Source organism: Agrobacterium sp. K11 (genome assembly GCF_059429395.1).
In genome coordinates this window covers 29,627-56,411 of the sequence record NZ_JCAHRB010000004.1, presented here as the reverse complement: position 1 = coordinate 56,411, position 26,785 = coordinate 29,627, and the positions used below count along the sequence as shown (strand labels likewise).

Genomic DNA, 26,785 nt, shown 5'->3' with positions numbered 1-26,785 from the left:
GCAAACAGGGGCAGCAGCTAGCCTCTCAAGGAGACAAGGCATGAACCAAGAGGTCATGAATCTTTTCAATCCTCAGGTGCCTGCGCAGCATTTCGATTCCATCCGGATTTCGATCGCTTCGCCGGAAAAAATCCTGTCGTGGTCCTACGGCGAGATCAAGAAGCCGGAAACCATCAACTATCGTACGTTCAAGCCGGAACGCGATGGTCTCTTCTGCGCGCGCATTTTCGGACCTATCAAGGACTACGAATGCCTGTGCGGCAAGTACAAGCGCATGAAGTACAAGGGCATCATCTGCGAAAAGTGCGGCGTTGAAGTTACGCTGTCGCGCGTTCGCCGTGAGCGCATGGGCCATATCGAGCTCGCAGCGCCCGTTGCCCATATCTGGTTCCTGAAGTCGCTTCCCTCGCGTATCTCGACCTTGCTCGACATGACGCTGAAGGATGTCGAACGCGTTCTCTATTTCGAGAACTACATCGTCACCGAACCCGGCCTCACCTCGATGAAGCAGAACCAGCTTCTGTCCGAGGAAGAGTACATGATCGCCGTTGACGAGTTTGGCGAAGACCAGTTCACCGCCATGATCGGCGCTGAAGCCATCTACGAAATGCTGGCTTCGATGAACCTCGAAAAGATCGCTGGCGACCTGCGGGCCGAGCTTGCCGAGACCACCTCGGATCTCAAGCAGAAGAAGTTCATGAAGCGTCTCAAGATCGTTGAGAACTTCATGGAATCCGGCAATCGTCCTGAGTGGATGATCATGAAGGTCGTTCCGGTTATTCCGCCGGACCTTCGTCCGCTGGTTCCGCTGGATGGTGGCCGTTTCGCGACGTCCGACCTCAACGATCTCTATCGCCGCGTCATCAACCGTAACAACCGTCTGAAGCGCCTGATCGAGCTTCGCGCGCCTGGTATCATCATCCGCAACGAAAAGCGCATGTTGCAGGAATCCGTCGATGCGCTGTTCGATAACGGCCGTCGCGGTCGCGTCATCACGGGTGCGAACAAGCGTCCGTTGAAGTCGCTTTCCGACATGCTCAAGGGCAAGCAGGGCCGCTTCCGCCAGAACCTTCTCGGCAAGCGCGTCGACTATTCAGGCCGTTCGGTCATCGTGACCGGTCCGGAGCTGAAGCTGCACCAGTGCGGCCTGCCGAAGAAGATGGCGCTCGAGCTGTTCAAGCCGTTCATCTATGCCCGCCTCGACGCCAAGGGTTACTCCTCGACCGTCAAGCAGGCCAAGAAGCTGGTTGAAAAGGAAAAGCCTGAAGTTTGGGATATCCTCGACGAGGTCATCCGCGAGCATCCGGTCCTTCTGAACCGCGCACCGACGCTGCACCGTCTGGGTATCCAGGCCTTCGAACCCATGCTGGTTGAAGGCAAGGCCATTCAGCTGCATCCGCTCGTCTGCACGGCTTTCAACGCCGACTTCGACGGCGACCAGATGGCCGTTCACGTGCCGCTGTCGCTTGAAGCCCAGCTTGAAGCCCGCGTGCTGATGATGTCGACCAACAACATCCTGCATCCGGCAAACGGCCATCCGATCATCGTTCCTTCGCAGGACATGGTTCTCGGCCTGTATTACCTGTCGATCATGAACCAGAACGAGCCCGGCGAAGGCATGGCCTTCTCGGACATCGGCGAATTGCATCACGCGCTTGAAAACAAGGTCGTGACACTGCATGCCAAGATCCGTGGTCGCTTCAAGACCGTGGATGCTGATGGCAAGCCGGTTTCCAAGATCCATGAAACGACGCCTGGCCGTATGCTGATTGGCGAACTTCTGCCGAAGAACGTCAACGTGCCGTTCGACGTCTGCAACCAGGAAATGACCAAGAAGAACATCTCCAAGATGATCGACACGGTCTACCGTCATTGCGGCCAGAAAGACACGGTCATCTTCTGCGACCGGATCATGCAGCTCGGCTTTGCTCACGCTTGCCGCGCCGGTATTTCGTTCGGCAAGGACGACATGGTCATTCCGGACAGCAAGGTTAAGATCGTCGGTGACACCGAAGCCTTGGTGAAGGAATACGAACAGCAGTATAACGACGGTCTCATCACTCAGGGCGAAAAGTACAACAAGGTTGTCGACGCCTGGGGTAAGGCAACCGAAAAGGTCGCCGAAGAAATGATGGCGCGCATCAAGGCTGTGGAATTCGACCCGGAAACGGGCCGCCAGAAGCCGATGAACTCCATCTACATGATGAGCCATTCGGGCGCCCGCGGTTCACCGAACCAGATGCGTCAGCTGGGCGGCATGCGCGGCCTGATGGCCAAGCCCTCGGGTGAAATCATCGAGACGCCGATCATCTCGAACTTCAAGGAAGGCCTGACCGTTAACGAGTACTTCAACTCGACCCACGGTGCCCGTAAGGGTCTTGCAGACACCGCCTTGAAGACGGCGAACTCGGGTTACCTTACCCGCCGTCTCGTCGACGTGGCACAGGATTGCATCGTGAACTCCGTGGATTGCGGCACCGACAAGGGCCTCACCATGACCGCCATCGTTGATGCCGGTCAGGTCGTTGCCTCGCTCGGCGCACGTATCCTCGGCCGTACGGCTCTTGATGACATCGACAATCCGGTAACTGGCGAAAACATCGTCAAGGCCAGAACGTTGATCGACGAAGCCGACGTTGCGATCATCGAGAAGGCTGGCATCCAGTCCGTCCGTATCCGCTCGGCACTGACCTGCGAAGTGCAGGTCGGCGTTTGCGGCGTCTGCTACGGTCGTGACCTTGCTCGCGGTACTCCGGTCAACATGGGCGAAGCCGTTGGCGTCATCGCCGCACAGTCGATCGGTGAACCGGGCACGCAGCTCACCATGCGTACCTTCCACCTTGGCGGTACGGCAAACGTGGTTGACCAGTCGTTCCTGGAAGCTTCGTATGAAGGCACGATCCAGATCAAGAACCGCAACATCCTGCGGAACTCCGATGGCGTTCTCATCGCAATGGGCCGTAACATGTCGGTCACCATTCTCGATGAGCGCGGCGTTGAACGTTCCTCGCAGCGTGTCGCTTATGGTTCGAAGATCTTCGTTGATGACGGCGACAAGGTAAAACGCGGCCAGCGTCTTGCAGAGTGGGACCCCTACACCCGTCCGATGATGACGGAAGTGGAAGGTACCGTTCACTTCGAGGACCTCGTCGACGGTCTTTCCGTTCTGGAAGCCACCGACGAATCCACCGGCATCACCAAGCGTCAGGTTATTGACTGGCGCTCGACGCCGCGCGGTTCGGACCTCAAGCCCGCGATCATCATCAAGGATGCTTCCGGCGCTGTTGCAAAGCTTAGCCGCGGTGGCGAAGCTCGCTTCCACCTCTCCGTGGACGCGATCCTGTCGGTTGAGCCTGGGTCGAAGGTCTTCCAGGGTGACGTGCTTGCACGTTCGCCGCTGGAAAGCGCCAAGACCAAGGACATCACCGGTGGTCTGCCGCGCGTTGCCGAACTGTTCGAAGCACGTCGTCCGAAGGATCATGCTGTCATCGCTGAGATCGATGGTACGATCCGCCTCGGTCGCGACTACAAGAACAAGCGTCGCGTGATGATCGAGCCTGCGGAAGACGGCGTCGAGCCGGTCGAATACCTGATCCCGAAGGGCAAGCCCTTCCATCTTCAGGAAGGCGACTACATCGAGAAGGGCGAATACATTCTCGACGGCAATCCGGCACCGCACGACATTCTGGCAATCAAGGGCGTAGAGGCTTTGGCTTCCTACCTCGTGAACGAAATCCAGGAAGTCTACCGACTGCAGGGCGTTGTGATCAACGACAAGCACATCGAGGTGATCGTTCGCCAGATGCTGCAGAAGGTCGAGATCACCGATGCGGGCGACAGCCACTACATCGTTGGCGACAATGTCGATCGTATCGAGCTTGACGACAACAACGACCGCCTGATCGAAGAAGGCAAGAAGCCCGCTTATGGCGATCCGGTTCTTCTCGGTATCACCAAGGCATCGCTGCAGACGCCGTCCTTCATCTCGGCCGCATCGTTCCAGGAAACCACCAAGGTTCTCACGGAAGCTGCGATCGCCGGCAAGACGGACACGCTGCAGGGCCTCAAGGAAAACGTCATCGTCGGCCGCCTCATCCCGGCCGGTACCGGCGGCACCATGACGCAGATCCGCCGCATCGCCACCTCGCGCGACGACCTCATTCTCGAGGAACGCCGCAAGGGTACGGGTGCAGGCTCTGCAACACAGATGCTGCAGGACATGACGGATCCGGCTCCGGCCGAATAAGGTCTGCGCAAGGGCAGGGGCTTTACGAAGCCCCGCCAAAGTTCAGTAAAAAAACGCCCGGAGCAATCCGGGCGTTTTTTGTTTTGGTCGGGTTAGAAGGTCAGATCTGGTCCTTCATATGGCCAGTCCCGTCTCGGGGTCTTTCCTGCTCACCGATGGTGTAGCGCGTCAAAACGGAAAGCCGGCGAACGAGATCGGTCTGGCCCGTACTGCCGGTCTTTGCATAGATAGACTTGGCGTTGCTGCGAACCGTTTCGTGCGAGATTTGAAGTTGCTTTGCCACGGAGGGAAGTGAAAGGCCCTTCAGGATTTCCAGCGCGACACGGGCCTCGCCCTTGGTGAGATCGTATAACCCCTTCAGAAGCGGCGTGACGTCGGCAACGGTGTCCGATGGTTGCGATATCAGCACGATGGCGCTGCCGTTAGGGGATAAATCCAGCGCGTCCTTGCGCAGCGGTATGACGTGAAGGATGCACACCCTGTCTTCGCTTGTCGGCAGGGGTAGGGAACTGACACTGCCGCCGGCTAGCGCCTTGTAAAGCAGCCGGTTTATTCTCTCGTCCAAGATCAAGATCCTGTCGCGGGCGCGGGTGGAAATACACTTTTTGGTCGCCTCGAACAGGGTGTTTGTGGAAAGAACGCGTCCGCTCGCCTGGAGCACCGCCGCCGGCGCACCGATGGCGTTGAGGCCGAGCGTGATGGCATCTGCTTTCTGGCGTTGCAGCCCTGTTGCGAGGGTGAGGCTGCGGGCGATATGCGGCCTCAGCCGGCCAAGTGCCGCCATGGTTTCCGGACCAATGATTCCTCTGTCGAGCTTGCGTTCGAACAGGAGAGTCATTTCGGGATGATCCGGCGGCGCAACCTGCGTTACTACCCCATATCCCAGTCCACGCGGCATCAGGAAATCGCGCACGATTGGCAGCCCCGCCCATTCGTCAGGGGTAAAGATATCGAAATCACGCACGAAGGAAAATTGGCCCTCGCGGACAGCGCGTGTGAGGCGATCGTTGCGGTGGTTCCAGCCGCCCTTCATGAAGGCTTGCATGAGTTCCTGGAAATTGGGCGGATAGAGCCATGCTTCATCCTCGCCTTTGCCCCAGGTGAGCGCGCCGCCCCAGAAATCGAGCCGTTGGCCGATTGCGGCTATCACGTTCGCCCAGCGATCGGGAAAAAGTGCTGCCTCGTAAATGTCATCTATAATGTCTGCCGAAGATATATTATCCAACCCGCCACCGAAATCATGCGTCGGGATCAATTTAATCTTATATCTTCGTATATTTCAACGGAAATACAAATAATACTATTATATTTAAAGTATATAATCTATCAGTGACTTAATATATTGACATTTACCAAGGTCTTTTGCAGGAAAAGGTGGCTGCACGCAAGATTTCGGCCTTGGCATCAAGTCCTGGAAGACAACCGCCCTGGTGTGGGCGGGTGCCGTTTTATCGGTGGCGGCGCATTTGTCGCGGTGAGGGCGGTCCCTCAGGCGAAACGGATGATGGCGACTTCGCCCTCCAGGGCGCCCTGATAGGCGGAAGCGTGCGGCTCTTCGTCCGGAACTTCAGTCAGCATGCCGATCTGGTCGAGGTCGGCTTCGATGAAACCTTCCTCCGAAAGCGCGTTCAGCGTTTCGCGTACGGCGGTGTCGTCGTCCGGCGCCCGCAGAATGACGTGGATGTCGATGCCTTCGGAATTGTCGTGTTCGTAAGCCTTGCCGATGACGATGAAGACCATCGGCTCGTCGCGTCCGTTGTCGTTGTCGGGGAGGTTTGTCATGACGCGGTTCCTTGATATGTCGTTGTGGAGTATGCGGGCCGGACGGAATCGGTCTTGCGCGCGGCGGTGCCAGCTCCGGCCCGCTTGAGGGAATCAATAGACGGATTTTGTGAAAAGCCAAAGGCCGGAGGTCAAAATCGCTGTTGCCGGCTGTGACTTATGTTAGAAGGAGAGGGCAAAGGGCCTGTGCGCAGGCTTTGTGGCCGCGGGTGCCAGCGCAAAATGCGGATTCGCCCTTGACGAAAGCTGGCTAAAACAGTAGTACGCCCGCCATCGGAGCCTCTATCTGTGCTGGCCGTTCGGAAACGTTTTTCCCGGACATCATCTCAAATGAAGCTTCATTGCACGTAGAAGACACGAATGTTGCACGCAAGACGCCTCATCCGGCGTCCTCTGCTCTTGGTGGTCCATCCGTGAAAACGGATCGGGCCACGTTTTGCGCATGAGGATATATGCGTGCTTCGTCGCCGGAAACGGCATAGCCGCCACCCGTGAGGGTGGCTAAAGTAGTTTTTGCAAGGGATGGTTATATGCCTACCGTAAACCAGCTGATCCGTAAGCCCCGCCAGGCACAGGTAAAGCGCAACAAGGTTCCTGCACTTCAGGAAAACCCGCAGAAGCGTGGTGTTTGCACCCGCGTTTACACGACGACCCCGAAGAAGCCGAACTCGGCTCTGCGTAAGGTTGCCAAGATCCGTCTCACCAACGGCTTCGAAGTCATCGGCTACATTCCCGGCGAAGGTCACAACCTTCAGGAACACTCCGTGGTCATGATCCGCGGCGGCCGCGTAAAGGACTTGCCGGGTGTGCGTTACCACATCATCCGCGGTGTTCTCGATACCCAAGGCGTCAAGAACCGCAAGCAGCGCCGTTCGAAGTACGGTGCGAAGCGTCCGAAGTAATTTTCGGCAACAACAATCAGGCGCTGCGCGAGGTTCTCCGCGTGGTTTAGCGTCAATAACATTGAGAGACAAAGAATATGTCCCGTCGCCATAGTGCAGAAAAGCGTGAGATCAACCCGGACCCGAAGTTCGGCGATCTGGTCGTCACCAAGTTCATGAATGCCATCATGCTTCACGGCAAGAAGTCCGTCGCGGAAAGCATCGTTTACGGCGCGTTCGACGTCGTTCAGGGCAAGACGAAGCAGGAGCCGCTCGGCGTGTTCCACTCCGCCCTCGACAACGTTGCTCCGCACGTTGAAGTGCGTTCGCGTCGCGTTGGCGGTGCTACGTATCAGGTCCCGGTCGACGTTCGTCCGGAGCGCCGTCAGGCTCTCGCCATCCGCTGGCTGATCACTGCTGCTCGCAAGCGTAACGAAACGACCATGGTCGATCGCCTTTCCGGCGAACTCATGGACGCTGCGAACAACCGCGGTTCCGCCGTCAAGAAGCGTGAAGACACGCACAAGATGGCCGACGCAAACCGCGCATTCTCGCATTACCGCTGGTAATCTTAAACGGTCGCATATCGAAAGGCAGTCCATTATGGCTCGCGAATATAAAATCGAAGACTACCGCAATTTCGGTATCATGGCGCATATCGACGCCGGTAAGACGACGACCACCGAGCGTATTCTTTATTACACCGGTAAGTCGCACAAGATCGGCGAAGTTCATGATGGCGCTGCCACGATGGACTGGATGGAACAGGAGCAGGAACGTGGTATCACCATCACGTCCGCTGCGACCACGACCTTCTGGAAGGGTCGCGATGGCAAGATGCGCCGTTTCAACATCATCGACACCCCCGGCCACGTTGACTTCACCATTGAAGTCGAGCGTTCGCTGCGCGTTCTCGACGGTGCCATCGCTCTTCTCGACGCCAACGCCGGTGTAGAGCCGCAGACGGAAACCGTCTGGCGTCAGGCTGAGAAGTACAACGTTCCGCGTATGATCTTCTGCAACAAGATGGACAAGACCGGTGCTGACTTCTACCGCTCGGTAGAAATGATCAAGACCCGTCTCGGCGCTACCGCCGTTGTCATGCAGCTGCCGATCGGCGCTGAGACCGAGTTCAAGGGCGTTATCGACCTGATCGAGATGAACGCACTCATCTGGCGCGACGAATCGCTCGGCGCTCAGTGGGACGTCGTCGAAATTCCTGAAGACATGAAGGCCAAGGCTGAAGAATATCGCGAAAAGCTGATCGAGACCGTTGTCGAGATCGACGAAGAAGCGATGGAAGACTACCTGAACGGCATCATGCCCGACAACGAGAAGATCCGTTCGCTCGTTCGCCGCGGCACCATCGACGTGAAGTTCCACCCGATGTTCTGCGGTACCGCGTTCAAGAACAAGGGCGTTCAGCCGCTTCTCGACGCCGTCGTCGACTACCTGCCTTCGCCGCTCGACATCCCTGCGATCAAGGGCATCGACTTCAAGACCGAAGCCGAAATCGAGCGTCATGCCGATGACAGCGAGCCGCTTTCCATGCTCGCGTTCAAGATCATGAACGACCCCTTCGTCGGTTCGCTGACCTTCGCCCGCATCTACTCCGGCAAGCTCGAAAAGGGCACGTCGGTCATCAACACGGTCAAGGACAAGCGCGAGCGCGTCGGCCGTATGCTGCAGATGCATTCCAACAGCCGTGAAGACATCGAAGAAGCCTTTGCCGGCGACATCGTTGCTCTGGCTGGCCTCAAGGAAACCACCACTGGCGATACGCTCTGCGATCCGCTGAAGCCGGTTATCCTCGAGCGCATGGAATTCCCCGAGCCGGTCATCCAGATCGCCATCGAGCCGAAGACCAAGGGCGACCAGGAAAAGATGGGCCTCGCGCTCAACCGCCTGGCTGCTGAAGATCCTTCGTTTCGCGTCAAGACGGATGAAGAATCCGGTCAGACGATCATCGCGGGTATGGGCGAACTTCACCTCGACATCCTCGTTGACCGTATGCGTCGCGAGTTCAAGGTTGAAGCAACCGTCGGTGCTCCGCAGGTTGCCTACCGCGAAACCATCACGCGTCAGCACGAAGAAGACTACACGCACAAGAAGCAGTCCGGTGGTACCGGTCAGTTTGCTCGCGTGAAGATCATCTTCGAACCGAACCCTGAAGGCGAAGAATTCAAGTTCGAATCCAAGATCGTCGGCGGTGCTGTTCCGAAGGAATACATCCCGGGCGTTCAGAAGGGTATCGAAAGCGTTCTGTCTTCCGGTCCGCTTGCTGGCTTCCCGATGCTGGGCGTCAAGGCGACCCTGATCGACGGCGCATACCACGATGTCGACTCCTCGGTTCTGGCGTTCGAAATCGCATCGCGTGCCTGCTTCCGTGAAGCAGCAAAGAAGGCTGGTGCACAGCTTCTCGAGCCGATGATGAAGGTCGAAGTCGTTACCCCTGAAGATTACGTCGGTGACGTGATCGGCGATCTGAACTCGCGTCGCGGTCAGATCCAGGGTCAGGAATCGCGTGGCATCACCATCGTGATCAGCGCACACGTTCCGCTCGCGAACATGTTCAAGTACGTCGACAACCTGCGCTCCATGTCGCAGGGCCGCGCGCAGTACTCGATGACGTTCGATCACTATTCGCCGGTTCCGTCGAACGTGGCGCAGGAAATCCAGGCAAAGTACTCCGGTCAGAAGTGATCGGGGTGCGCCCCATCAGAGATTTGAAGATTATTCCCCTCAAGGGACAAGAATGGAGAGCCACTAATGGCAAAGAGCAAGTTTGAGCGCAATAAGCCGCACGTCAACATTGGCACGATCGGTCACGTCGACCACGGCAAGACGTCGTTGACTGCTGCGATCACGAAGTATTTCGGCGAGTTCAAGGCGTACGACCAGATCGACGCTGCTCCTGAAGAAAAGGCTCGCGGCATCACGATCTCGACGGCGCACGTCGAATACGAAACGCCGAACCGTCACTACGCACACGTCGACTGCCCCGGCCACGCCGACTACGTGAAGAACATGATCACCGGTGCTGCCCAGATGGACGGCGCGATCCTGGTTTGCTCTGCAGCTGACGGCCCGATGCCGCAGACGCGCGAGCACATCCTGCTTGCTCGCCAGGTTGGCGTTCCGGCGATCGTCGTGTTCCTCAACAAGGTCGACCAGGTTGACGACGCCGAGCTTCTCGAGCTCGTCGAACTGGAAGTTCGCGAACTTCTGTCGTCCTACGACTTCCCGGGCGACGATATCCCGATCGTCAAGGGTTCGGCACTTGCTGCTCTTGAAGATTCCGACAAGAAGATCGGTGAAGACGCAATCCGCGAGCTGATGGCTGCTGTTGACGCCTACATCCCGACGCCTGAGCGTCCGATCGACCAGCCGTTCCTGATGCCGATCGAAGACGTGTTCTCGATCTCTGGCCGTGGTACGGTTGTGACGGGTCGCGTTGAGCGCGGTATCGTCAAGGTTGGTGAAGAAGTCGAAATCGTCGGCATTCGTCCGACGTCGAAGACGACGGTTACCGGCGTTGAAATGTTCCGCAAGCTGCTCGACCAGGGCCAGGCTGGCGACAACATCGGTGCTCTCGTTCGCGGCGTTACCCGTGACGGCGTTGAGCGTGGTCAGATCCTGTGCAAGCCGGGTTCGGTCAAGCCGCACAAGAAGTTCATGGCAGAAGCCTACATCCTGACGAAGGAAGAAGGCGGCCGTCATACGCCGTTCTTTACGAACTACCGTCCGCAGTTCTACTTCCGTACGACTGACGTTACCGGTATCGTTTCGCTTCCAGAAGGCACGGAAATGGTTATGCCTGGCGACAACGTGACTGTTGAAGTCGAGCTGATCGTTCCGATCGCGATGGAAGAAAAGCTGCGCTTCGCTATCCGCGAAGGCGGCCGTACCGTCGGCGCCGGCATCGTCGCTTCTATCGTCGAGTAATTTCACGACGTTGAAATTCAGACCGGCGGCGGTGTTACCCACACCGCCGCCGGGCTTTTAGTAAAAAAGCCTGGCGGCGTTGCATTTTTAGTGCTTGAAAAATTCGGTGAAAGCGCGTAAACGCGCATTCACACTCACCCGCTGGATTCGCAAGCAATTGCGGAGCGCGGTGTTTTAGCAATACAGACTACTGAAATGATTGGGGTGCGACGCGCATCCCTCTCGATTTTTGAAAATCTGCGGCGCCACGATCAATAGAAGTTCATGTGTTTCCGCGTGCGGAAACGAATAACAAAGAACAAGGACAAGACGAATGAACGGCCAGAATATCCGTATCCGCCTCAAGGCGTTCGATCACCGGATCCTCGATGCCTCTACCCGTGAAATCGTGTCGACCGCAAAGCGCACCGGCGCCAGCGTTCGCGGCCCGGTTCCGCTCCCCACCCGCATCGAAAAGTTTACCGTCAACCGCTCTCCTCACGTTGATAAGAAGAGCCGTGAACAGTTCGAAATGCGGACGCACAAGCGTCTTCTCGATATCGTTGACCCCACCCCGCAGACCGTCGATGCTCTGATGAAGCTCGACCTGGCTGCCGGCGTTGACGTTGAAATCAAGCTCTAAGACTGGCCTGACCTCATCCAAGTGAGGGCCATATAACAAGGAAGGTACGTGGAGAAATCCAACGGCTTCCAATCCGGAGACCGGAAACATCGTGAGATGTCGAAGGGCACTCCTTAACAAAGGCCAAAAAGGGTTTTCCCTTCAAGGCTCGCAAGAGGATGAACCAATGCGTTCAGGTGTGATTGCACAGAAAGTGGGTATGACCCGCGTCTACAACGACGCTGGTGAACATATTCCAGTAACAGTATTGCGGATGGATAACGTACAAGTCGTTTCCCAGCGCACGGAAGACAAGAATGGCTACACCGCAGTTCAGCTCGGTGCCGGCCAGTCCAAGGTCAAAAACACGACGAAGGCGCTTCGCGGTCATTTTGCCGCTGCCAACGTCGAACCGAAAGCAAAGCTCGTCGAGTTCCGGGTTTCCCCCGAGAACCTGATCGATATCGGTGCAACACTGACCGCAACTCATTTTCAGGCCGGCCAGCTGGTCGACGTAACGGGAACCACGATCGGTAAGGGTTTTGCCGGTGCTATGAAGCGTCACAACTTCGGTGGTGGTCGCGCTTCGCACGGTAACTCCGTATCGCACCGTGCGCACGGTTCGACTGGTAACAACCAGGATCCGGGCCGCGTGTGGAAGGGCAAGCGCATGGCTGGTCATATGGGCCAGACGCGCGTTACGACCCAGAACCTCGAAGTCGTTTCGACCGATGAAGACCGTGGCCTGATCCTCGTCAAGGGTGCAGTTCCCGGTTCCAAGGGCGCCTGGATCATCGTCCGCGACGCCGTCAAGTCGGCCGCGAAGTAAGGGAGCCTTATCATGGAATTGAACGTCAAGACCCTCGAGGGAAAAGACGCCGGCAAGGTTTCTCTGTCGGACGAGATTTTCGGCCTCGATCCCCGTCAGGATATCCTGGCCCGTATGGTTCGCTGGCAGCTTGCAAAGAAGCAGCAGGGAACGCACAAGACCAAGACCCGTGCGGAAGTTTCCCGTACTGGTGCGAAGATGTACAAGCAGAAGGGTACGGGCCGCGCTCGTCACCATTCGGCTCGCGCACCGCAGTTCCGCGGCGGCGGCAAGGCCCACGGCCCGGTCGTTCGCAGCCACGCACACGACCTTCCCAAGAAGGTTCGCGCGCTTGCTCTGCGTCACGCCCTGTCTGCAAAGCTGAAGGCTGAAGATCTGATCATCGTCGATCAGCTCGTCGCGTCCGAAGCAAAGACCAAGGCTCTGCTGGGCAGCTTCGCTTCGCTTGGCCTGACCAACGCTCTCGTTATCGGTGGCGCAGAACTTGATGGCAACTTCAAGCTCGCAGCTCAGAACATCCCGAACGTGGACGTTCTGCCGGTTCAGGGCATCAATGTTTACGACATCCTGCGTCGTGGTAAGCTCGTGCTTTCCAAGGCTGCTGTAGAGGCTCTGGAGGAGCGGTTCAAATGACGGATCTTCGCCACTACGATGTGATCGTATCTCCTTCGATCACGGAAAAGTCGACGCTGGTATCCGAACAGAACCAGGTCGTATTCAACGTCGCCAAAAGCGCTTCCAAGCCTGAAATCAAGGCTGCCGTGGAAGCTCTCTTCGGCGTCAAAGTCACGGCTGTGAACACGCTTATCCGCAAGGGTAAGACCCGTCGTTTCCGTGGGTTCGCCGGTAAGCTGAAAGACGTCAAGAAAGCCGTCGTTACGCTCGCCGAAGGTCAATCCATCGACGTGTCCACCGGACTCTAAAGGTTAGGCCCAAGCGGGCAAAGACCCAAAAGGGAACAAGAATATGGCATTGAAAAGTTTCAATCCGACCACGCCAAGCCAGCGTCAGCTGGTTATCGTGGACCGCGCTTCGCTCTACAAGGGCAAGCCGGTAAAGGCTCTCACCCAGGGCCTCAGCTCCAAGGGTGGCCGCAACAACCAGGGCCGGATCACCGTCCGGTTCCAGGGTGGCGGTCACAAGCGGACCTACCGTCTGGTGGACTTCAAGCGTCGCAAGTTCGACGTTGAAGGCACCGTTGAACGTTTGGAATACGACCCCAACCGCACCGCGTTCATCGCGCTGGTTACGTATACCGACGGCGAACAGGCTTACATTCTCGCGCCACAGCGTCTCGCTGCCGGTGACAAGGTGATCGCCTCCGACAAGGCAGTGGACGTGAAGCCCGGCAACACCATGCCGCTTCAGTACATTCCGGTCGGTTCGATCATCCACAACGTCGAGATGAAGCCAGGTAAAGGCGGTCAGATTGCCCGCTCCGCCGGTACGTACGTCCAGCTCGTCGGCCGCGATGCCGGTATGGCTATCCTGCGTCTCAACTCGGGCGAACAGCGTCTGGTGCACGGCTCCTGCCTCGCATCGATCGGCGCAGTTTCGAACTCCGATCACGGCAACACCAACGACGGCAAGGCTGGTCGTTCGCGTTGGCGTGGCAAGCGTCCGCACGTTCGCGGCGTCGTCATGAACCCGGTCGACCACCCGCACGGTGGTGGTGAAGGTCGCACGTCGGGTGGTCGTCACCCGGTTACTCCGTGGGGTAAACCCACGAAGGGCAAGCGCACCCGTTCGAACAAGTCGACCGACAAGTTCATCATGCGTTCGCGCCATCAGCGCAAGAAGTAAGAGGAGAAGTCTCAAGTGGCTCGTTCAGTTTGGAAAGGTCCGTTTGTTGACGGCTATCTTCTCACTAAGGCTGAGAAGGTGCGCGAAAGCGGACGCAATGAAGTAATCAAGATCTGGAGCCGTCGCTCCACGATCCTGCCGCAGTTCGTCGGATTGACGTTTGGCGTCTACAACGGCAGCAAGCATGTGCCCGTCTCTGTCAATGAAGACATGGTCGGACACAAGTTCGGTGAATTCTCTCCGACCCGTACCTATTACGGTCACGGCGCGGACAAGAAGGCAAAGAGGAAGTAATCATGGCGAAGGCTAAGACCGAACGCCGGCTGAAGGACAATGAGGCTCAGGCCATTGCCCGTACGCTCCGCGTCAGCCCCCAGAAACTGAACCTGGTTGCCGCTCTTATCCGTGGCAAGAAGGTTGATCGCGCTCTCGCCGAGCTCGAATTCTCCCGCAAGCGCATCGCAGGGACCGTCAAGAAGACGCTCGAATCTGCGATTGCCAATGCGGAAAACAACCATGACCTCGACGTCGACGCTCTCGTCGTCGCCGAGGCCTATGTTGGCAAGTCCATCACCATGAAGCGTTTCCACGCTCGTGGCCGTGGTCGTGCATCCCGCATTGAAAAGCCGTTCTCTCACCTCACGATCGTTGTTCGTGAAGTTGAGGAAAAAGGGGAGGCCGCATAATGGGTCAGAAAATCAATCCGATCGGCTTCCGCCTCGGCATCAACCGTACCTGGGATAGCCGCTGGTACGCTGACACCGCTGAATACGGCAAGCTGCTGCATGAAGACCTGAAGATCCGGGCTTACCTGATCAAGGAACTCAAGCAGGCCGGTATCGCCAAGGTGGTCATCGAGCGTCCGCACAAGAAGTGCCGCGTTACGATCCATTCGGCTCGTCCGGGTCTCATCATCGGCAAGAAGGGCGCGGACATCGAGAAGCTTCGCAAGAAGCTTTCCGAGATGACCAACTCCGAAACGCACCTCAACATCGTTGAAGTGCGCAAGCCGGAAATCGACGCGACTCTCGTCGCCCAGTCGATCGCCCAGCAGCTCGAGCGCCGCGTGGCTTTCCGCCGTGCGATGAAGCGTTCGGTTCAGTCCGCAATGCGTCTTGGCGCCGAAGGCATCAAGATCACCTGCGGTGGCCGTCTCGGTGGCGCCGAAATCGCTCGTACCGAATGGTACCGCGAAGGACGCGTTCCGCTGCACACGCTGCGTGCGGACATCGACTACGGCACAGCTGAAGCGGAAACCGCGTTCGGCATCTGCGGCATCAAGGTCTGGATCTTCAAGGGCGAAATCCTTGAGCACGATCCGATGGCTTCTGAGCGTCGTGGTCTCGAAGGCGATGCTCAGGGCCCTGCAAGCCGTGAGCGTGGCGATCGTCCCGATCGTCGTCGCGAAAACGCTTGATTGACGCTGGCGAAAGATAAGCTCGGAGAAGTAAGAAAATGTTGCAGCCAAAGCGTACTAAGTACCGCAAGCAGTTCAAGGGACGCATCAAGGGCGTCGCCAAGGGCGGCTTTGACCTGGCATTCGGTGAATTCGGCTTGAAGTCGCAGGAACCGAACCGCGTGAACGCACGCGAGATCGAAGCGGCCCGCCGCGCGATCACGCGTTACATGAAGCGCGCAGGTCGTGTGTGGATCCGCGTATTCCCAGACGTTCCGGTAACGGCAAAGCCGACCGAAGTTCGTATGGGTAAGGGCAAGGGTTCGGTCGAATACTGGGCATGCAAGGTCAAGCCCGGTCGTATGATGTTCGAGATCGACGGTGTGTCCGAGGAGATCGCCCGCGAGGCGCTTCGTCTCGGCGCTGCCAAGCTCTCGGTCAAGACGCGCTTCGTACAGCGCATCGCAGAGTAAGGAGCAAGGCACATGAAAGCCGATGAAGTTCGCGGCCTCAGCGCCGACCAGCTCAAGGACAAGCTCGCCGATCTGAAGAAGGAGCAGTTCAACCTGCGCTTCCAGAAGGCGACTGGCCAGCTGGAGAAGTCCTCGCGCATCAACGAAGTCCGCAAGGACATCGCCCGCGTTAAAACCATTGCCCGCCAGAAGGCGGCAGAAGCCAAGGCCTAAGGAAAAATAATATGCCGAAACGCATTCTGCAGGGCGTCGTAGTGTCCGACAAGAACGAGAAGACTGTTGTAGTCCGGGTTGAGCGCCGATTCGCTCACCCGCTGCTCCAGAAGACCGTTCGCCGTTCGAAGAAGTACAAGGCACACGACGAAAACAATCAGTATAAGGTCGGCGATGTCGTTTCCATCGAGGAATGCGCACCGATCTCCAAGGACAAGCGCTGGACGGTCGTTTCCGCCCAGGCTTAATTTCATCAGAATCGCGCCAGGTCTCTTGTACTTGGCGCGAAATACTGTATGAAGCACCGCAAGGACGCTCGTGAATCGAGCGTCTTTTGCTTTGATGCGCACGGAAGGTCCTTCGGGAAACCACCCTGTCACGACATTTCCGCGCAAAAAAAGAGACATTCATAAGCTGGGGCAGGGGGCTCACTCGGGAGAGTTTGCCCAACCGTTCCGGTAACAACAAGAAGGCGACCTGACATGATTCAGATGCAAACAAACCTCGACGTGGCGGATAATTCCGGCGCACGTCGTGTCATGTGCATCAAGGTGCTGGGCGGCTCGAAGCGCAAATATGCTTCTGTTGGCGACATTATTGTCGTTTCCATCAAGGAAGCTATTCCGCGCGGCCGCGTCAAGAAGGGCGATGTGATGAAGGCGGTTGTCGTTCGCACCGCCAAGGACATCCGTCGCGCTGACGGCAGCGTCATCCGTTTCGATAACAACGCAGCCGTTCTTATCGACAACAAGAAAGAGCCCATCGGCACCCGTATCTTCGGACCGGTTCCGCGCGAACTTCGCGCCAAGAACCACATGAAGATCATCTCGCTGGCTCCGGAAGTACTGTAAGGAGCGTATGCGATGCAGAAAATTCGTAAAGGCGACAACGTTGTCGTATTGACCGGTAAGGACAAGGGCCGTACCGGCGAAGTAATCCAGGTTTTGCCGAAGGAAGATCGGGCCGTTGTGCGTGGCGTTAACATGGTGAAGCGTCACCAGCGCCAGACCCAGGCTCAGGAAGCTGGCATCATCAACAAGGAAGCGTCCTTGCACATCTCCAACATTGCCATCGTCGATAAGGATGGCAAGCCGACCCGCGTTGGCTTTACTGTTGTAGGCGGCAAGAAGGTCCGCGTGGCCAAGCGTTCGGGAGAAGTGATCGATGGCTGATAAGTACGAGCCGCGTCTCAAGACGGAGTACGTTTCCCGTATCCGTGGCGCCATGCAGGAGAAGTTCTCCTACGCCAACGTGATGATGATCCCGAAGCTTGAAAAGATCGTGATCAACATGGGTGTTGGCGAGGCGACTGCCGACTCCAAGAAGCCAACCATTGCTGCCGGTGACCTGGCTGCGATTGCCGGCCAGAAGCCGGTTGTTACCCGCGCTCGCAACTCGATCGCTGGTTTCAAGGTTCGCGAAGGCATGCCGATCGGTGCGAAGGTTACCCTTCGTGGCGCCCGCATGTATGAATTCCTTGATCGCCTGGTCAACATCGCGCTGCCGCGCGTTCGCGACTTCCGGGGTCTGAACCCGAAGAGCTTTGACGGCCGTGGCAACTTCGCCATGGGCATCAAGGAACACATTGTGTTCCCTGAGATCAACTACGATAAGGTTGATCAGATGTGGGGCATGGACATCATCGTTTGCACGACGGCGACGTCGGACGACGAAGCACGGGCTCTGCTTACAGAGTTCAACTTCCCGTTCCGTCACTAACCGTAACGACGAGCGTAGAAAAGGAACTCCGATATGGCGAAAACAAGCGCAGTTGAAAAGAACAAGCGCCGCCGCAAGTCGGTCGCCCAGCAGGCCACCAAGCGGGCTGCACTGAAGGCGATCGTGATGAACCAGTCCCTTCCGATCGAAGACCGGTTCAAGGCCACTCTGAAGCTCGCTTCGCTGCCGCGTGACGGCTCGAAGACGCGTATCCGCAACCGCTGCGAAGTAACGGGCCGTCCGCGCGCGTTCTATCGCAAACTCAAGATGTCGCGTATCGCGCTTCGTGAGCTGGGCAATTCCGGCAAGGTGCCGGGCATTGTCAAGTCGAGCTGGTAAGGAGACGGGCACATGACCATGACTGATCCTTTGGGTGATATGCTCACCCGCATCCGCAATGGTGCTGCTCGCCGTAAGTCTTCGGTAAGCACGCCTGCTTCCAGCCTCCGCGCACGCGTTCTCGACGTGCTGCAGGCTGAAGGCTACATTCGCGGTTATTCCAAGGTCGATTTCGAAAACGGCAAGGCCGAATTCACGATCGAACTGAAGTACTACGAAGGCGCGTCCGTGATCCGTGAGATCGGCCGCGTTTCCAAGCCGGGCCGCCGAGTTTATGTCTCGGTTAAGTCCATTCCGCAGGTCGCGAACGGCCTCGGCATCACCATCCTTTCGACCCCGAAGGGCGTGATGGCCGATCACCAAGCTCGCGAACAGAACGTTGGTGGCGAGGTTCTTTGCTCGGTCTTCTAAGACCCGAGCACGGATCTCCATAACGAACAGACAGGATTGAACAATGTCTCGTATCGGTAAAAAGCCCGTTCAGGTTCCAGCAGGTGTTACGGCCAATGTCGACGGCCAGAAGGTCACTGCTAAGGGCCCGAAGGGTGAACTGTTTTTCGTCGCTAATGACGACATCCAGCTAAAACTCGAAGATAATGGCGTTTCCGTAACGCCGGCCAACAACACCAAGGAAGCTCGTTCCAAGTGGGGCATGTCCCGCACGATGATCGAGAACATCTTCAAGGGTGTTAAGGACGGCTACGAACGCAAGCTCGAAATCAATGGCGTCGGTTACCGTGCCGCCCTGCAGGGCAAGAACCTGCAGCTGGCTCTCGGTTTCAGCCACGATGTAGTTTACGAGCCTCCGGTCGGCATCACCATTGCCGTTCCTAAGCCGACGGAAATCATCGTTTCCGGCATCAACAAGCAGCAGGTTGGCCAGGTTGCCGCGGAAATCCGCGAATACCGTGGTCCCGAGCCCTACAAGGGCAAGGGCGTGAAGTACGCTGAAGAGCGTATCGTCCGCAAAGAAGGCAAGAAGAAGTAAGGATCACGCGAAATGGCTAGCAGGAAAGAAGCACTTGCACGTCGCGCGAGCCGTGTGCGCCGCCAGATCAAGGCGGTTGCCAATGGCCGCCCGCGCCTGTCGGTTCATCGCTCGTCGAAGAACATCTACGCTCAGATCATCGATGACGTTGCTGGCAAGACGCTTGCGTCTGCCTCCACGCTCGAAGCCGATCTGCGCGGCTCGCTCAAGACCGGCGCCGACGTTGCAGCAGCAGCTGTCGTAGGCAAGCTGGTTGCAGAGCGTGGCGTCAAGGCTGGCGTCAAGGATGTCGTATTCGACCGTGGCGCATTCATCTATCACGGCCGTATCAAGGCTGTGGCAGAAGCTGCCCGCGAAGGCGGTCTGAACTTCTGAGTGCTTGACCCTTTCGATTGTTCGCAATCGAGAGAAAGGGTCATGCACCACTCAAGATCCTGCAGCGTCCTTTGCGTGTCGGTTTCGACACGCGGCGCTGCAGTTTCCGCCCTGACAACGATCTGGGCGGAATTTCACCGGGCCATGCGGGTCTCTTCATCGAGGCCGGTGGTCTTTTCGTTTGCCGTTCCACCCGTAAAAGAAAAAGGACAAGGACAATGGCACAGGAAAAAAGAGGTTCTCGCGACGACCGCCAGAACCGTGAAGAACGCGATAGCGAATTCGTCGACAAGCTGGTCGCGATCAACCGCGTTGCAAAGGTTGTTAAGGGTGGCCGTCGCTTTGGCTTCGCCGCTCTCGTCGTCGTCGGCGACCAGAAGGGCCGCGTTGGCTTCGGTCACGGCAAGGCTCGCGAAGTTCCGGAAGCCATCCGTAAGGCAACCGAGAGCGCAAAGCGCGATCTGATCTTCGTTCCGCTGCGCGATGGCCGCACGCTGCATCACGACGTCAATGGCCGTCACGGCGCAGGCAAGGTTCTGCTGCGTTCGGCCAAGGCCGGTACCGGTATCATCGCCGGTGGTCCGATGCGCGCTGTTTTCGAAACGCTGGGCGTTCATGACGTTGTTGCCAAGTCGACCGGTTCTTCGAACCCGTACAACATGGTTCGCGCAACGTTCGACGCTCTGAAGCATCAGGTTCATCCTAAGGACATCGCTGCACAGCGTGGTCTCAAGTATGCGACCCTTCAGTCTCGTCGTGCCGCTTCCGGCAACGCTTCTGAAGAATAAGGAGCTGGATCATGGCCAAGAAGACTACTGAAGCCAAAAAGACTGTTACGGTCGAACAGATCGGCAGCCCTATCCGCCGCCCGGCAATCCAGCGTCAGACGCTGGTCGGTCTGGGTCTCAACAAGATGCACCGTCAGCGCACCCTGGAAGATACTCCTGCGGTTCGCGGCATGATCCGTGCGGTCCAGCATCTCGTTCGCGTCGTTGACGAGAAGTGAGACGGAGTAACCTATCATGAAACTCAATGAAATCAGAGACAACGAAGGCTCCACCAAGGACCGTATCCGCGTAGGTCGCGGTATCGGTTCCGGCAAGGGCAAGACCGGTGGTCGCGGTGTGAAGGGTCAGAAGGCTCGTTCGGGCGTCGCCATCAACGGTTTTGAAGGCGGTCAGATGCCAATCTACCGTCGTCTTCCGAAGCGCGGTTTCAACAACATTTTCGCTTCCGAATTTGCTGTTGTATCGCTCGGCCGCATTCAGACCGCCATCGACGCCAAGAAGCTCGACGCTTCCGCAACGATCGATGCTGCTGCTCTCAAGGCTGCTGGCGTTATCCGTCGCACCAAGGACGGCGTTCGCATTCTCGCTGACGGCGAACTGACGAGCAAGGTTGCTTTTGAAGTTGCCGGCGCTTCCAAGCCTGCACTCGAAAAGATTGAGAAGGCTGGCAGCTCTATCAAGCTTCTCGCAGTTGCAGCTGAAGCTTCCGAGTAATATATAGACTTCAGACGCCCGGGGCATAGTCGCTCCGGGCGTTTGCGCTCCCTGGCTTATGGTGCTCTCGATTTAAATCGATTTATTGTGGCATCACGGCAAACTCTTCGCGGTGCAGCTGTTAGGCGCGCCACATGCGGCATAAAGTGCCGCAGGGAGAGCCTCACAGTTCTTGAACTTCCTTGAGGGAGGGGATAGGACATAAAAAAACAGGGTGAGGCATGATGGCGGCGCAACGCCGTGTTCGTCCGAAGCCCGTTTTTGAACCGGTATTTTTAGACCTTTCCGCATTGGCCGGTTTCGCTGGCCGGCAAGGGTCATTCGGAGAAATTTATGGCTTCAGCAGCGGAACAACTGGCTTCGAACCTGAATTTTTCGACCTTCGCTAAGGCGGAGGATCTGAAAAAGCGTCTCTGGTTTACTCTTGCCGCACTTCTCGTCTACCGTCTTGGTACCCACATTCCGCTTCCGGGTCTAAACCCAGAAGCCTATGCGCAGGCCTTCCGTGGCCAGGCCAACGGTATTCTCGGTCTTTTCAACATGTTTGCGGGTGGCGCAGTCGAGCGTATGGCGATCTTCGCCCTCGGCATCATGCCTTACATCTCCGCTTCGATCATCGTGCAGCTCATGACCTCGGTCGTGCCTTCGCTCGAAGCGTTGAAGAAGGAAGGCGAAGCCGGACGCAAGATCATCAACCAGTACACGCGCTACGGCACGGTACTGCTTGGCACCCTGCAGGCCTACGGCATCGCTGTCGGCCTTGAGAGCGGCAACGGCCTCGTTGTCGATCCTGGCCTGTTCTTCCGTATTTCCACCGTCATCACGCTGCTCGGCGGCACGATGTTCCTGATGTGGCTTGGCGAACAGATTACCTCGCGCGGCATCGGCAACGGTATTTCGCTCATCATCTTTGCCGGTATTGCGGCAGGTCTGCCCAAGGCGCTTGCCGGCACGCTGGAACTCGGCCGCACCGGTGCGCTGTCGACGACGCTCATCCTCATGGTCGTTATCGTGGCAATCGGCGTCATCGCGCTGATCGTTTTCGTGGAGCGCGCCCAGCGCCGTCTGCTTATACAATATCCGAAACGCCAGGTCGGCAACCGGATGTTCCAGGGCGATACCTCGCATCTGCCGCTGAAGCTCAACACGGCTGGCGTTATTCCCGCGATCTTCGCATCCTCGCTGCTGCTTCTGCCTGCGACGGCTGCCGGTTTTGCCGGAAACACCAACCTGCCGGGCTGGGCAACCTCGATCATCGCGTCGTTGCAGCATGGACAGCCGCTGTTCATGGCGCTCTACGGCCTGCTCATCGCGTTCTTTGCATTTTTCTACACGGCTATAGTCTTCAATCCGAAGGACACGGCCGATAACCTCAAGAAGCATGGCGGCTTCATTCCGGGCATTCGTCCGGGCGAGCGCACCGCGGAGTACATCGATTACGTTCTGACCCGTATCACGGTTGTCGGCGCTGTTTATCTTGTCTTCGTGTGTATCCTTCCTGAGACACTTATCGCACGTACGGGCATTCCATTAGCCCTTGGTGGTACTTCGCTTTTGATCGTTGTCAGTGTAACTCTGGACACGGTTGCGCAAATTCAGGGACACCTGATCGCGCAGCAGTATGAAGGACTGATCAAGAAGTCGAAGTTGCGTGGAGGAAAGAGGGGACGATGAGACTGATATTTTTAGGTCCGCCGGGTGCGGGCAAGGGAACCCAGGCCAAACGCCTGACTGACAAGTACGGGATCCCGCAGCTTTCCACCGGTGACATGCTTCGCGCTGCGGTTAGCGCGGGCACGGAAATAGGCAAGCGCGCCAAGGCCGTCATGGACGCCGGCGGGCTGGTTTCCGACGATATCGTCAATCAGATCGTTTCCGAACGCATCGAAGCTCCGGACTGTGCCAAGGGTTTCATTCTCGATGGCTATCCGCGCACCGTTCCGCAGGCCAAGGCGCTTGCCGAGAACATGCACAAGAAGAACGTCGCCCTCGATGCCGTCATCGAACTGAAGGTGGACGAGGAGGCGCTGATTCGCCGAATCGAAAATCGCGTTGCAGAGACCATCGCTGCCGGTGGCACGGTTCGTTCCGACGACAATCCGGAAGCCTTCCGCAAGCGGTTGACGGAGTATCGCGAGAAGACTGCGCCGCTGTCGCAATATTACAGCGAGCAGGGCGAACTTGTGACACTGGATGGCATGGCTGATGTCGATGCCGTCACTGCGGCCATCGAACGGGTTCTGGAAAAGGCCTCGGCCTGATGGTTGGAGCGGGATGGTGAAAACCGCAGGCGGTTTTCCCGGCAAATCCTGTGCTCCTGATACGGCGTATCCTTTGGATCGCAAAAGAATCTTGGCGGAGCCGGTTGCTTTTTAGCGCTGATTCCGTTAAACACCGCGCCAACTCGCGACATCCCAAGCGACTGGCGCGGATTTCCCTTAAGGGAGGGAAATCCGGGTTCGGTCGTTTTGACTTGTCACGGACATCAATTTTGAACTGGCGGTCGTGTCGGCCGCTCGAATGGAATCACCACTTGCCGGATGGCAACTGGAACCAAGGAGAAAAGACGTGGCACGTATCGCTGGCGTCAACATCCCGACTGCAAAGCGCGTTGTTATTGCGCTGACGTATATTCACGGGATTGGTCCGAAATTCGCGCAGGAAATCATGGACAAGGTCGGTCTTCCGGCTGACAAGCGCGTTCATCAGCTTACGGATGCTGAAGTTCTTCAGATCCGCGAAGCCATCGACCGCGACTATCAGGTCGAAGGCGATCTTCGTCGCGAGACCTCGATGAACATCAAGCGTCTGATGGACCTCGGCTGCTACCGCGGCCTGCGTCACCGTCGTGGGCTTCCGGTCCGCGGTCAGCGCACGCACACCAACGCCCGCACCCGTAAGGGTCCGGCGAAGGCTATCGCTGGTAAGAAGAAGTAATTTTCCGGTTCTCCGGAAAGGAGAGGCTGGTGCGGTCTGCGCCAGCCTTTCTGAGTTTGGCGTGAAGCTCGGAAACGGGTCGATCGCCGGTGTAGCCGCTGGTGTTACGGCGGTGAAGAGATCAATGAAAGGTATAAAATGGCCAAGGAAGCCGCACGCGTTCGCCGTCGCGAACGTAAAAATATCACGTCGGGCGTCGCGCATGTCAACTCGACCTTCAACAACACGATGATCACCATCACCGACGCACAGGGCAATGCTATTGCCTGGTCGTCCGCTGGTGCCAAGGGCTTCAAGGGTTCGCGCAAGTCGACCCCGTTTGCTGCCCAGATCGCTGCTGAAGATTGCGCGAAGAAGGCTCAGGAACACGGCATGAAGTCGCTTGAAGTTGAAGTTTGCGGTCCGGGTTCCGGCCGTGAATCGGCACTTCGCGCTCTGCAGGCTGCCGGTTTCATGATCACTTCCATTCGCGACGTGACGCCGATCCCGCACAACGGTTGCCGTCCGCGCAAGAAGCGCCGCGTCTGACGCGACCGTGGTTCGGAAATTCCGCCTTTCCTTCGGTCTGGCGGAATTTTCGTGTATCTGGCGTGTGCGCGTCGATTTCGATCGACGGACTTGCGCTCAAGAACCCACTGATGAACCGCGGAATTAGGTTCCTCTCAGTGTTTTCATGCTCGGTCCGTCACGATTGGATGGTGGCGGCGAACGGAAGGTTTAAAGATGATTCAGAAGAACTGGCAGGAACTTATCAAGCCGAACAAGGTCGAGTTCACCTCGTCCAGCCGCACCAAGGCAACTCTCGTTGCCGAGCCGCTGGAGCGTGGTTTCGGTCTTACTCTCGGCAACGCGCTGCGTCGCGTTCTGTTGTCTTCTCTGCGTGGTGCCGCTGTTACGGCCGTGCAGATCGACGGTGTCCTGCACGAATTCTCCTCCATCCCCGGCGTTCGGGAAGATGTGACGGATATCGTGCTCAACATCAAGGAAATCGCCATCAAGATGGATGGTGACGATTCCAAGCGCATGGTCGTGCGCAAGCAGGGTCCGGGTTCGGTAACCGCTGGTGACATCCAGACGGTTGGCGACATCGAGATCCTGAACCCCGACCACGTGATCTGCACGCTGGACGAAGGCGCTGAAATCCGCATGGAATTCACCGTCAACAACGGCAAGGGTTACGTACCGGCTGAGCGCAACCGCGCGGAAGATGCCCCAATTGGCCTCATTCCGGTGGACAGCCTGTATTCTCCGGTCAAGAAAGTGTCCTACAAGGTGGAAAACACCCGTGAAGGTCAGGTTCTCGACTATGACAAGCTGATCATGACGATCGAGACCAACGGTTCGGTTTCCGGCGAAGACGCCGTTGCCTTCGCCGCTCGCATTCTTCAGGACCAGCTCGGCGTCTTCGTCAACTTCGACGAGCCGCAGAAGGAAGCAGAAGAAGAATCGGTTACCGAACTCGCGTTCAACCCGGCGCTTCTCAAGAAGGTCGACGAGCTGGAACTGTCCGTTCGTTCGGCAAACTGCCTGAAGAACGACAACATCGTCTATATCGGCGACCTGATCCAGAAGACCGAAGCCGAAATGCTTCGCACGCCGAACTTTGGTCGCAAGTCGCTGAACGAAATCAAGGAAGTTCTCGCTTCCATGGGTCTGCACCTCGGTATGGAAGTACCGGCATGGCCGCCTGAGAACATCGAAGATCTCGCCAAGCGTTACGAAGACCAATACTAACAAACAAGAAGGCAGACCTTAAAGACTGCCTTTCCCCGTCAAACAGCAGATAAGTCATCTGCATGTGCCAGGAAACGGCAGGCCTTAGAGAAGGCACCTGCGTAGAAGGAGAATAGCAATGCGCCACGGTAATTCAGGCCGCAAGCTCAATAGAACCGCCAGCCACCGCAAGGCAATGTTTGCCAACATGGCTGCTTCGCTCATCACCCATGAGCAGATCGTCACCACCCTTCCTAAGGCGAAGGAAATCCGTCCGATCGTTGAGCGTCTCGTGACGCTTGGCAAGCGCGGCGACCTGCACGCTCGTCGTCAGGCGATCTCGCAGATCAAGGATCAGGACGCTGTTCGCAAGCTGTTCGACGCAATCGCTTCGCGTTACGCAACCCGCAACGGCGGCTACCTGCGCATCATGAAGGCTGGCTTCCGCCAGGGCGACAACGCGGCTCTGGCCGTTGTTGAATTCGTCGAGCGTGACGTTGACGCCAAGGGCGCAGCCGACAAGGCTCGCGTTGCTGCGGAAGCTGCTGCTGCCGAAGCTGCGTAAGGTCTGACGCCGTTCAGGCGTCGTGAATTAAAAAGCCGGGTGAGAAATCACCCGGCTTTTTTATTTTCCAAAAGAATAGTCATGAACGACGCAGATAGTAACCGTCAGTGCCGTCGTCACCTTCGATCAACTCGACGGTCCGGTTGAGAAGCCATCTAATTCCCTTACCTTCGGCACCAAATTCAGCATTGGATGTGTTCCAAAGATCTCCAATCAAGCCATCTGAAACATCAGAGCGCAACAGGGATGCAAGGAATGTATTGAGCTCATTTCGCTCCTTTTTGTTTAAGTGATACAAACCTAAAAGTAAGACGCCATCCAAGCTTTCGAACATTTCGAAGTCTTGGATCATATAGCCTGTAAATTTCAGGAATACGGGCGCGGGTGTAATGGTCTTTTTCACAATATCGGCGTTCCGATGGTAAGCTGTATCAACATAGAAGCCATTAGGGCGGCTGGCGTCGTGAACAATAAATAC

35 protein-coding genes are annotated in these 26,785 nt (G+C 57.3%); 32 read left to right on the top strand and 3 right to left on the bottom strand.

Annotated features, from left to right (window positions below):
- Positions 1-40: 40 nt before the first annotated feature.
- Positions 41-4,246: a DNA-directed RNA polymerase subunit beta' gene (gene rpoC, locus AC5SEO_RS09960; protein WP_003519344.1), complete on the top strand. Its 4,206-nt coding sequence runs from the start codon at positions 41-43 to the stop codon at positions 4,244-4,246.
- Positions 4,247-4,346: 100 nt separating this feature from the next.
- Here rpoC and AC5SEO_RS09955 read toward each other — a convergent pair whose 3' ends face one another.
- Together AC5SEO_RS09955 and AC5SEO_RS09950 are read right to left on the bottom strand one after the other, a co-directional pair.
- Positions 4,347-5,471: a helix-turn-helix transcriptional regulator gene (locus tag AC5SEO_RS09955; protein WP_174068495.1), complete on the bottom strand. Its 1,125-nt coding sequence runs from the start codon at positions 5,469-5,471 to the stop codon at positions 4,347-4,349.
- Positions 5,472-5,734: 263 nt separating this feature from the next.
- Positions 5,735-6,028 carry a hypothetical protein gene (locus AC5SEO_RS09950; protein ID WP_003519341.1) on the bottom strand — a complete coding sequence of 98 codons (294 nt, stop codon included), beginning with the start codon at positions 6,026-6,028 and terminating at the stop codon, positions 5,735-5,737.
- 530 nt (positions 6,029-6,558) lie between these two features.
- Between AC5SEO_RS09950 and rpsL the strand changes: the two genes are divergently transcribed.
- The 31 genes from rpsL to rplQ all read left to right on the top strand — a co-directional run bounded on the left by rpsL (position 6,559) and on the right by rplQ (position 26,307).
- A complete protein-coding gene (gene rpsL / locus AC5SEO_RS09945; protein WP_003507760.1) occupies positions 6,559-6,930 on the top strand; it encodes a 30S ribosomal protein S12 in 372 nt (123 codons plus the stop codon).
- Between the two features lie 77 nt (positions 6,931-7,007).
- Complete coding sequence (gene rpsG / locus AC5SEO_RS09940) at positions 7,008-7,478, top strand: 30S ribosomal protein S7 (RefSeq protein ID WP_003507761.1); 471 nt, start codon at positions 7,008-7,010, stop codon at positions 7,476-7,478.
- Between the two features lie 34 nt (positions 7,479-7,512).
- Positions 7,513-9,612 (top strand): elongation factor G, encoded by a 2,100-nt coding sequence (gene fusA, locus AC5SEO_RS09935; protein ID WP_003519335.1) that lies wholly within the window; start codon positions 7,513-7,515, stop codon positions 9,610-9,612.
- Positions 9,613-9,678: 66 nt separating this feature from the next.
- Positions 9,679-10,854, top strand: coding sequence for an elongation factor Tu (gene tuf, locus AC5SEO_RS09930; RefSeq protein ID WP_013636434.1), 1,176 nt, complete (start codon positions 9,679-9,681; stop codon positions 10,852-10,854).
- 313 nt (positions 10,855-11,167) lie between these two features.
- The gene (rpsJ, locus tag AC5SEO_RS09925) at positions 11,168-11,476 is read left to right on the top strand and encodes a 30S ribosomal protein S10 (RefSeq protein WP_003507767.1); all 309 of its coding nucleotides are present in this window, start codon (positions 11,168-11,170) and stop codon (positions 11,474-11,476) included.
- A 166-nt stretch (positions 11,477-11,642) separates the two neighbouring features.
- Entirely contained in the window at positions 11,643-12,284 is a 642-nt protein-coding gene (rplC, locus tag AC5SEO_RS09920; RefSeq protein ID WP_003516149.1) for a 50S ribosomal protein L3, read from the top strand.
- A 12-nt stretch (positions 12,285-12,296) separates the two neighbouring features.
- Positions 12,297-12,917: a 50S ribosomal protein L4 gene (rplD, locus tag AC5SEO_RS09915; RefSeq protein WP_003516147.1), complete on the top strand. Its 621-nt coding sequence runs from the start codon at positions 12,297-12,299 to the stop codon at positions 12,915-12,917.
- Positions 12,914-13,207, top strand: coding sequence for a 50S ribosomal protein L23 (locus AC5SEO_RS09910; protein WP_003495178.1), 294 nt, complete (start codon positions 12,914-12,916; stop codon positions 13,205-13,207). The genes rplD and AC5SEO_RS09910 overlap by 4 nt, the downstream gene beginning before the upstream one ends.
- Positions 13,208-13,250: 43 nt before the next feature.
- Positions 13,251-14,087, top strand: coding sequence for a 50S ribosomal protein L2 (gene rplB / locus AC5SEO_RS09905; protein ID WP_003516146.1), 837 nt, complete (start codon positions 13,251-13,253; stop codon positions 14,085-14,087).
- Between the two features lie 15 nt (positions 14,088-14,102).
- Entirely contained in the window at positions 14,103-14,381 is a 279-nt protein-coding gene (gene rpsS / locus AC5SEO_RS09900) for a 30S ribosomal protein S19 (RefSeq protein WP_003507772.1), read from the top strand.
- Between the two features lie 2 nt (positions 14,382-14,383).
- Complete coding sequence (rplV, locus tag AC5SEO_RS09895; RefSeq protein WP_003495184.1) at positions 14,384-14,773, top strand: 50S ribosomal protein L22; 390 nt, start codon at positions 14,384-14,386, stop codon at positions 14,771-14,773.
- Positions 14,773-15,504, top strand: a complete 732-nt coding sequence (gene rpsC, locus AC5SEO_RS09890) for a 30S ribosomal protein S3 (RefSeq protein ID WP_003516138.1) — start codon at positions 14,773-14,775, stop codon at positions 15,502-15,504. Before rplV ends, rpsC begins: the two co-directional genes overlap by 1 nt.
- A 38-nt stretch (positions 15,505-15,542) precedes the next feature.
- Positions 15,543-15,956, top strand: a complete 414-nt coding sequence (rplP, locus tag AC5SEO_RS09885) for a 50S ribosomal protein L16 (protein ID WP_003516136.1) — start codon at positions 15,543-15,545, stop codon at positions 15,954-15,956.
- A 12-nt stretch (positions 15,957-15,968) separates the two neighbouring features.
- On the top strand, positions 15,969-16,169 hold the full coding sequence (gene rpmC / locus AC5SEO_RS09880) for a 50S ribosomal protein L29 (RefSeq protein WP_003495193.1): 201 nt from the start codon (positions 15,969-15,971) through the stop codon (positions 16,167-16,169).
- An 11-nt stretch (positions 16,170-16,180) separates the two neighbouring features.
- Entirely contained in the window at positions 16,181-16,417 is a 237-nt protein-coding gene (gene rpsQ, locus AC5SEO_RS09875; protein ID WP_003495195.1) for a 30S ribosomal protein S17, read from the top strand.
- Positions 16,418-16,651: 234 nt separating this feature from the next.
- Complete coding sequence (gene rplN, locus AC5SEO_RS09870; RefSeq protein ID WP_003495199.1) at positions 16,652-17,020, top strand: 50S ribosomal protein L14; 369 nt, start codon at positions 16,652-16,654, stop codon at positions 17,018-17,020.
- A gap of 12 nt (positions 17,021-17,032) precedes the next feature.
- Complete coding sequence (rplX, locus tag AC5SEO_RS09865) at positions 17,033-17,341, top strand: 50S ribosomal protein L24 (protein WP_313595816.1); 309 nt, start codon at positions 17,033-17,035, stop codon at positions 17,339-17,341.
- Positions 17,334-17,888, top strand: coding sequence for a 50S ribosomal protein L5 (rplE, locus tag AC5SEO_RS09860; protein ID WP_003495201.1), 555 nt, complete (start codon positions 17,334-17,336; stop codon positions 17,886-17,888). Before rplX ends, rplE begins: the two co-directional genes overlap by 8 nt.
- 33 nt (positions 17,889-17,921) lie before the next feature.
- Entirely contained in the window at positions 17,922-18,227 is a 306-nt protein-coding gene (gene rpsN, locus AC5SEO_RS09855; protein WP_003495202.1) for a 30S ribosomal protein S14, read from the top strand.
- Between the two features lie 12 nt (positions 18,228-18,239).
- Entirely contained in the window at positions 18,240-18,638 is a 399-nt protein-coding gene (gene rpsH / locus AC5SEO_RS09850; protein WP_003516131.1) for a 30S ribosomal protein S8, read from the top strand.
- A 43-nt stretch (positions 18,639-18,681) separates the two neighbouring features.
- Positions 18,682-19,215, top strand: a complete 534-nt coding sequence (gene rplF / locus AC5SEO_RS09845) for a 50S ribosomal protein L6 (protein ID WP_003516129.1) — start codon at positions 18,682-18,684, stop codon at positions 19,213-19,215.
- A gap of 12 nt (positions 19,216-19,227) precedes the next feature.
- Positions 19,228-19,590 carry a 50S ribosomal protein L18 gene (rplR, locus tag AC5SEO_RS09840; protein ID WP_003516127.1) on the top strand — a complete coding sequence of 121 codons (363 nt, stop codon included), beginning with the start codon at positions 19,228-19,230 and terminating at the stop codon, positions 19,588-19,590.
- Positions 19,591-19,808: 218 nt separating this feature from the next.
- The gene (rpsE, locus tag AC5SEO_RS09835; protein WP_003516126.1) at positions 19,809-20,378 is read left to right on the top strand and encodes a 30S ribosomal protein S5; all 570 of its coding nucleotides are present in this window, start codon (positions 19,809-19,811) and stop codon (positions 20,376-20,378) included.
- A gap of 11 nt (positions 20,379-20,389) precedes the next feature.
- Positions 20,390-20,596, top strand: a complete 207-nt coding sequence (gene rpmD / locus AC5SEO_RS09830; RefSeq protein ID WP_003495212.1) for a 50S ribosomal protein L30 — start codon at positions 20,390-20,392, stop codon at positions 20,594-20,596.
- A gap of 16 nt (positions 20,597-20,612) precedes the next feature.
- The gene (rplO, locus tag AC5SEO_RS09825) at positions 20,613-21,092 is read left to right on the top strand and encodes a 50S ribosomal protein L15 (protein WP_003516125.1); all 480 of its coding nucleotides are present in this window, start codon (positions 20,613-20,615) and stop codon (positions 21,090-21,092) included.
- 333 nt (positions 21,093-21,425) lie between these two features.
- Complete coding sequence (gene secY / locus AC5SEO_RS09820) at positions 21,426-22,766, top strand: preprotein translocase subunit SecY (RefSeq protein WP_003516124.1); 1,341 nt, start codon at positions 21,426-21,428, stop codon at positions 22,764-22,766.
- The gene (locus AC5SEO_RS09815; protein WP_003516123.1) at positions 22,763-23,353 is read left to right on the top strand and encodes an adenylate kinase; all 591 of its coding nucleotides are present in this window, start codon (positions 22,763-22,765) and stop codon (positions 23,351-23,353) included. Before secY ends, AC5SEO_RS09815 begins: the two co-directional genes overlap by 4 nt.
- A 307-nt stretch (positions 23,354-23,660) precedes the next feature.
- Complete coding sequence (gene rpsM, locus AC5SEO_RS09810; protein WP_003516122.1) at positions 23,661-24,029, top strand: 30S ribosomal protein S13; 369 nt, start codon at positions 23,661-23,663, stop codon at positions 24,027-24,029.
- Positions 24,030-24,167: 138 nt separating this feature from the next.
- On the top strand, positions 24,168-24,557 hold the full coding sequence (rpsK, locus tag AC5SEO_RS09805; RefSeq protein WP_003495225.1) for a 30S ribosomal protein S11: 390 nt from the start codon (positions 24,168-24,170) through the stop codon (positions 24,555-24,557).
- 195 nt (positions 24,558-24,752) lie between these two features.
- The gene (locus AC5SEO_RS09800) at positions 24,753-25,763 is read left to right on the top strand and encodes a DNA-directed RNA polymerase subunit alpha (protein ID WP_003516121.1); all 1,011 of its coding nucleotides are present in this window, start codon (positions 24,753-24,755) and stop codon (positions 25,761-25,763) included.
- Positions 25,764-25,881: 118 nt separating this feature from the next.
- Positions 25,882-26,307, top strand: coding sequence for a 50S ribosomal protein L17 (gene rplQ, locus AC5SEO_RS09795; RefSeq protein WP_003495230.1), 426 nt, complete (start codon positions 25,882-25,884; stop codon positions 26,305-26,307).
- Between the two features lie 79 nt (positions 26,308-26,386).
- Here rplQ and AC5SEO_RS09790 read toward each other — a convergent pair whose 3' ends face one another.
- Positions 26,387-26,710, bottom strand: a complete 324-nt coding sequence (locus tag AC5SEO_RS09790; protein ID WP_313595911.1) for a hypothetical protein — start codon at positions 26,708-26,710, stop codon at positions 26,387-26,389.
- Positions 26,711-26,785 lie beyond the last annotated feature (75 nt).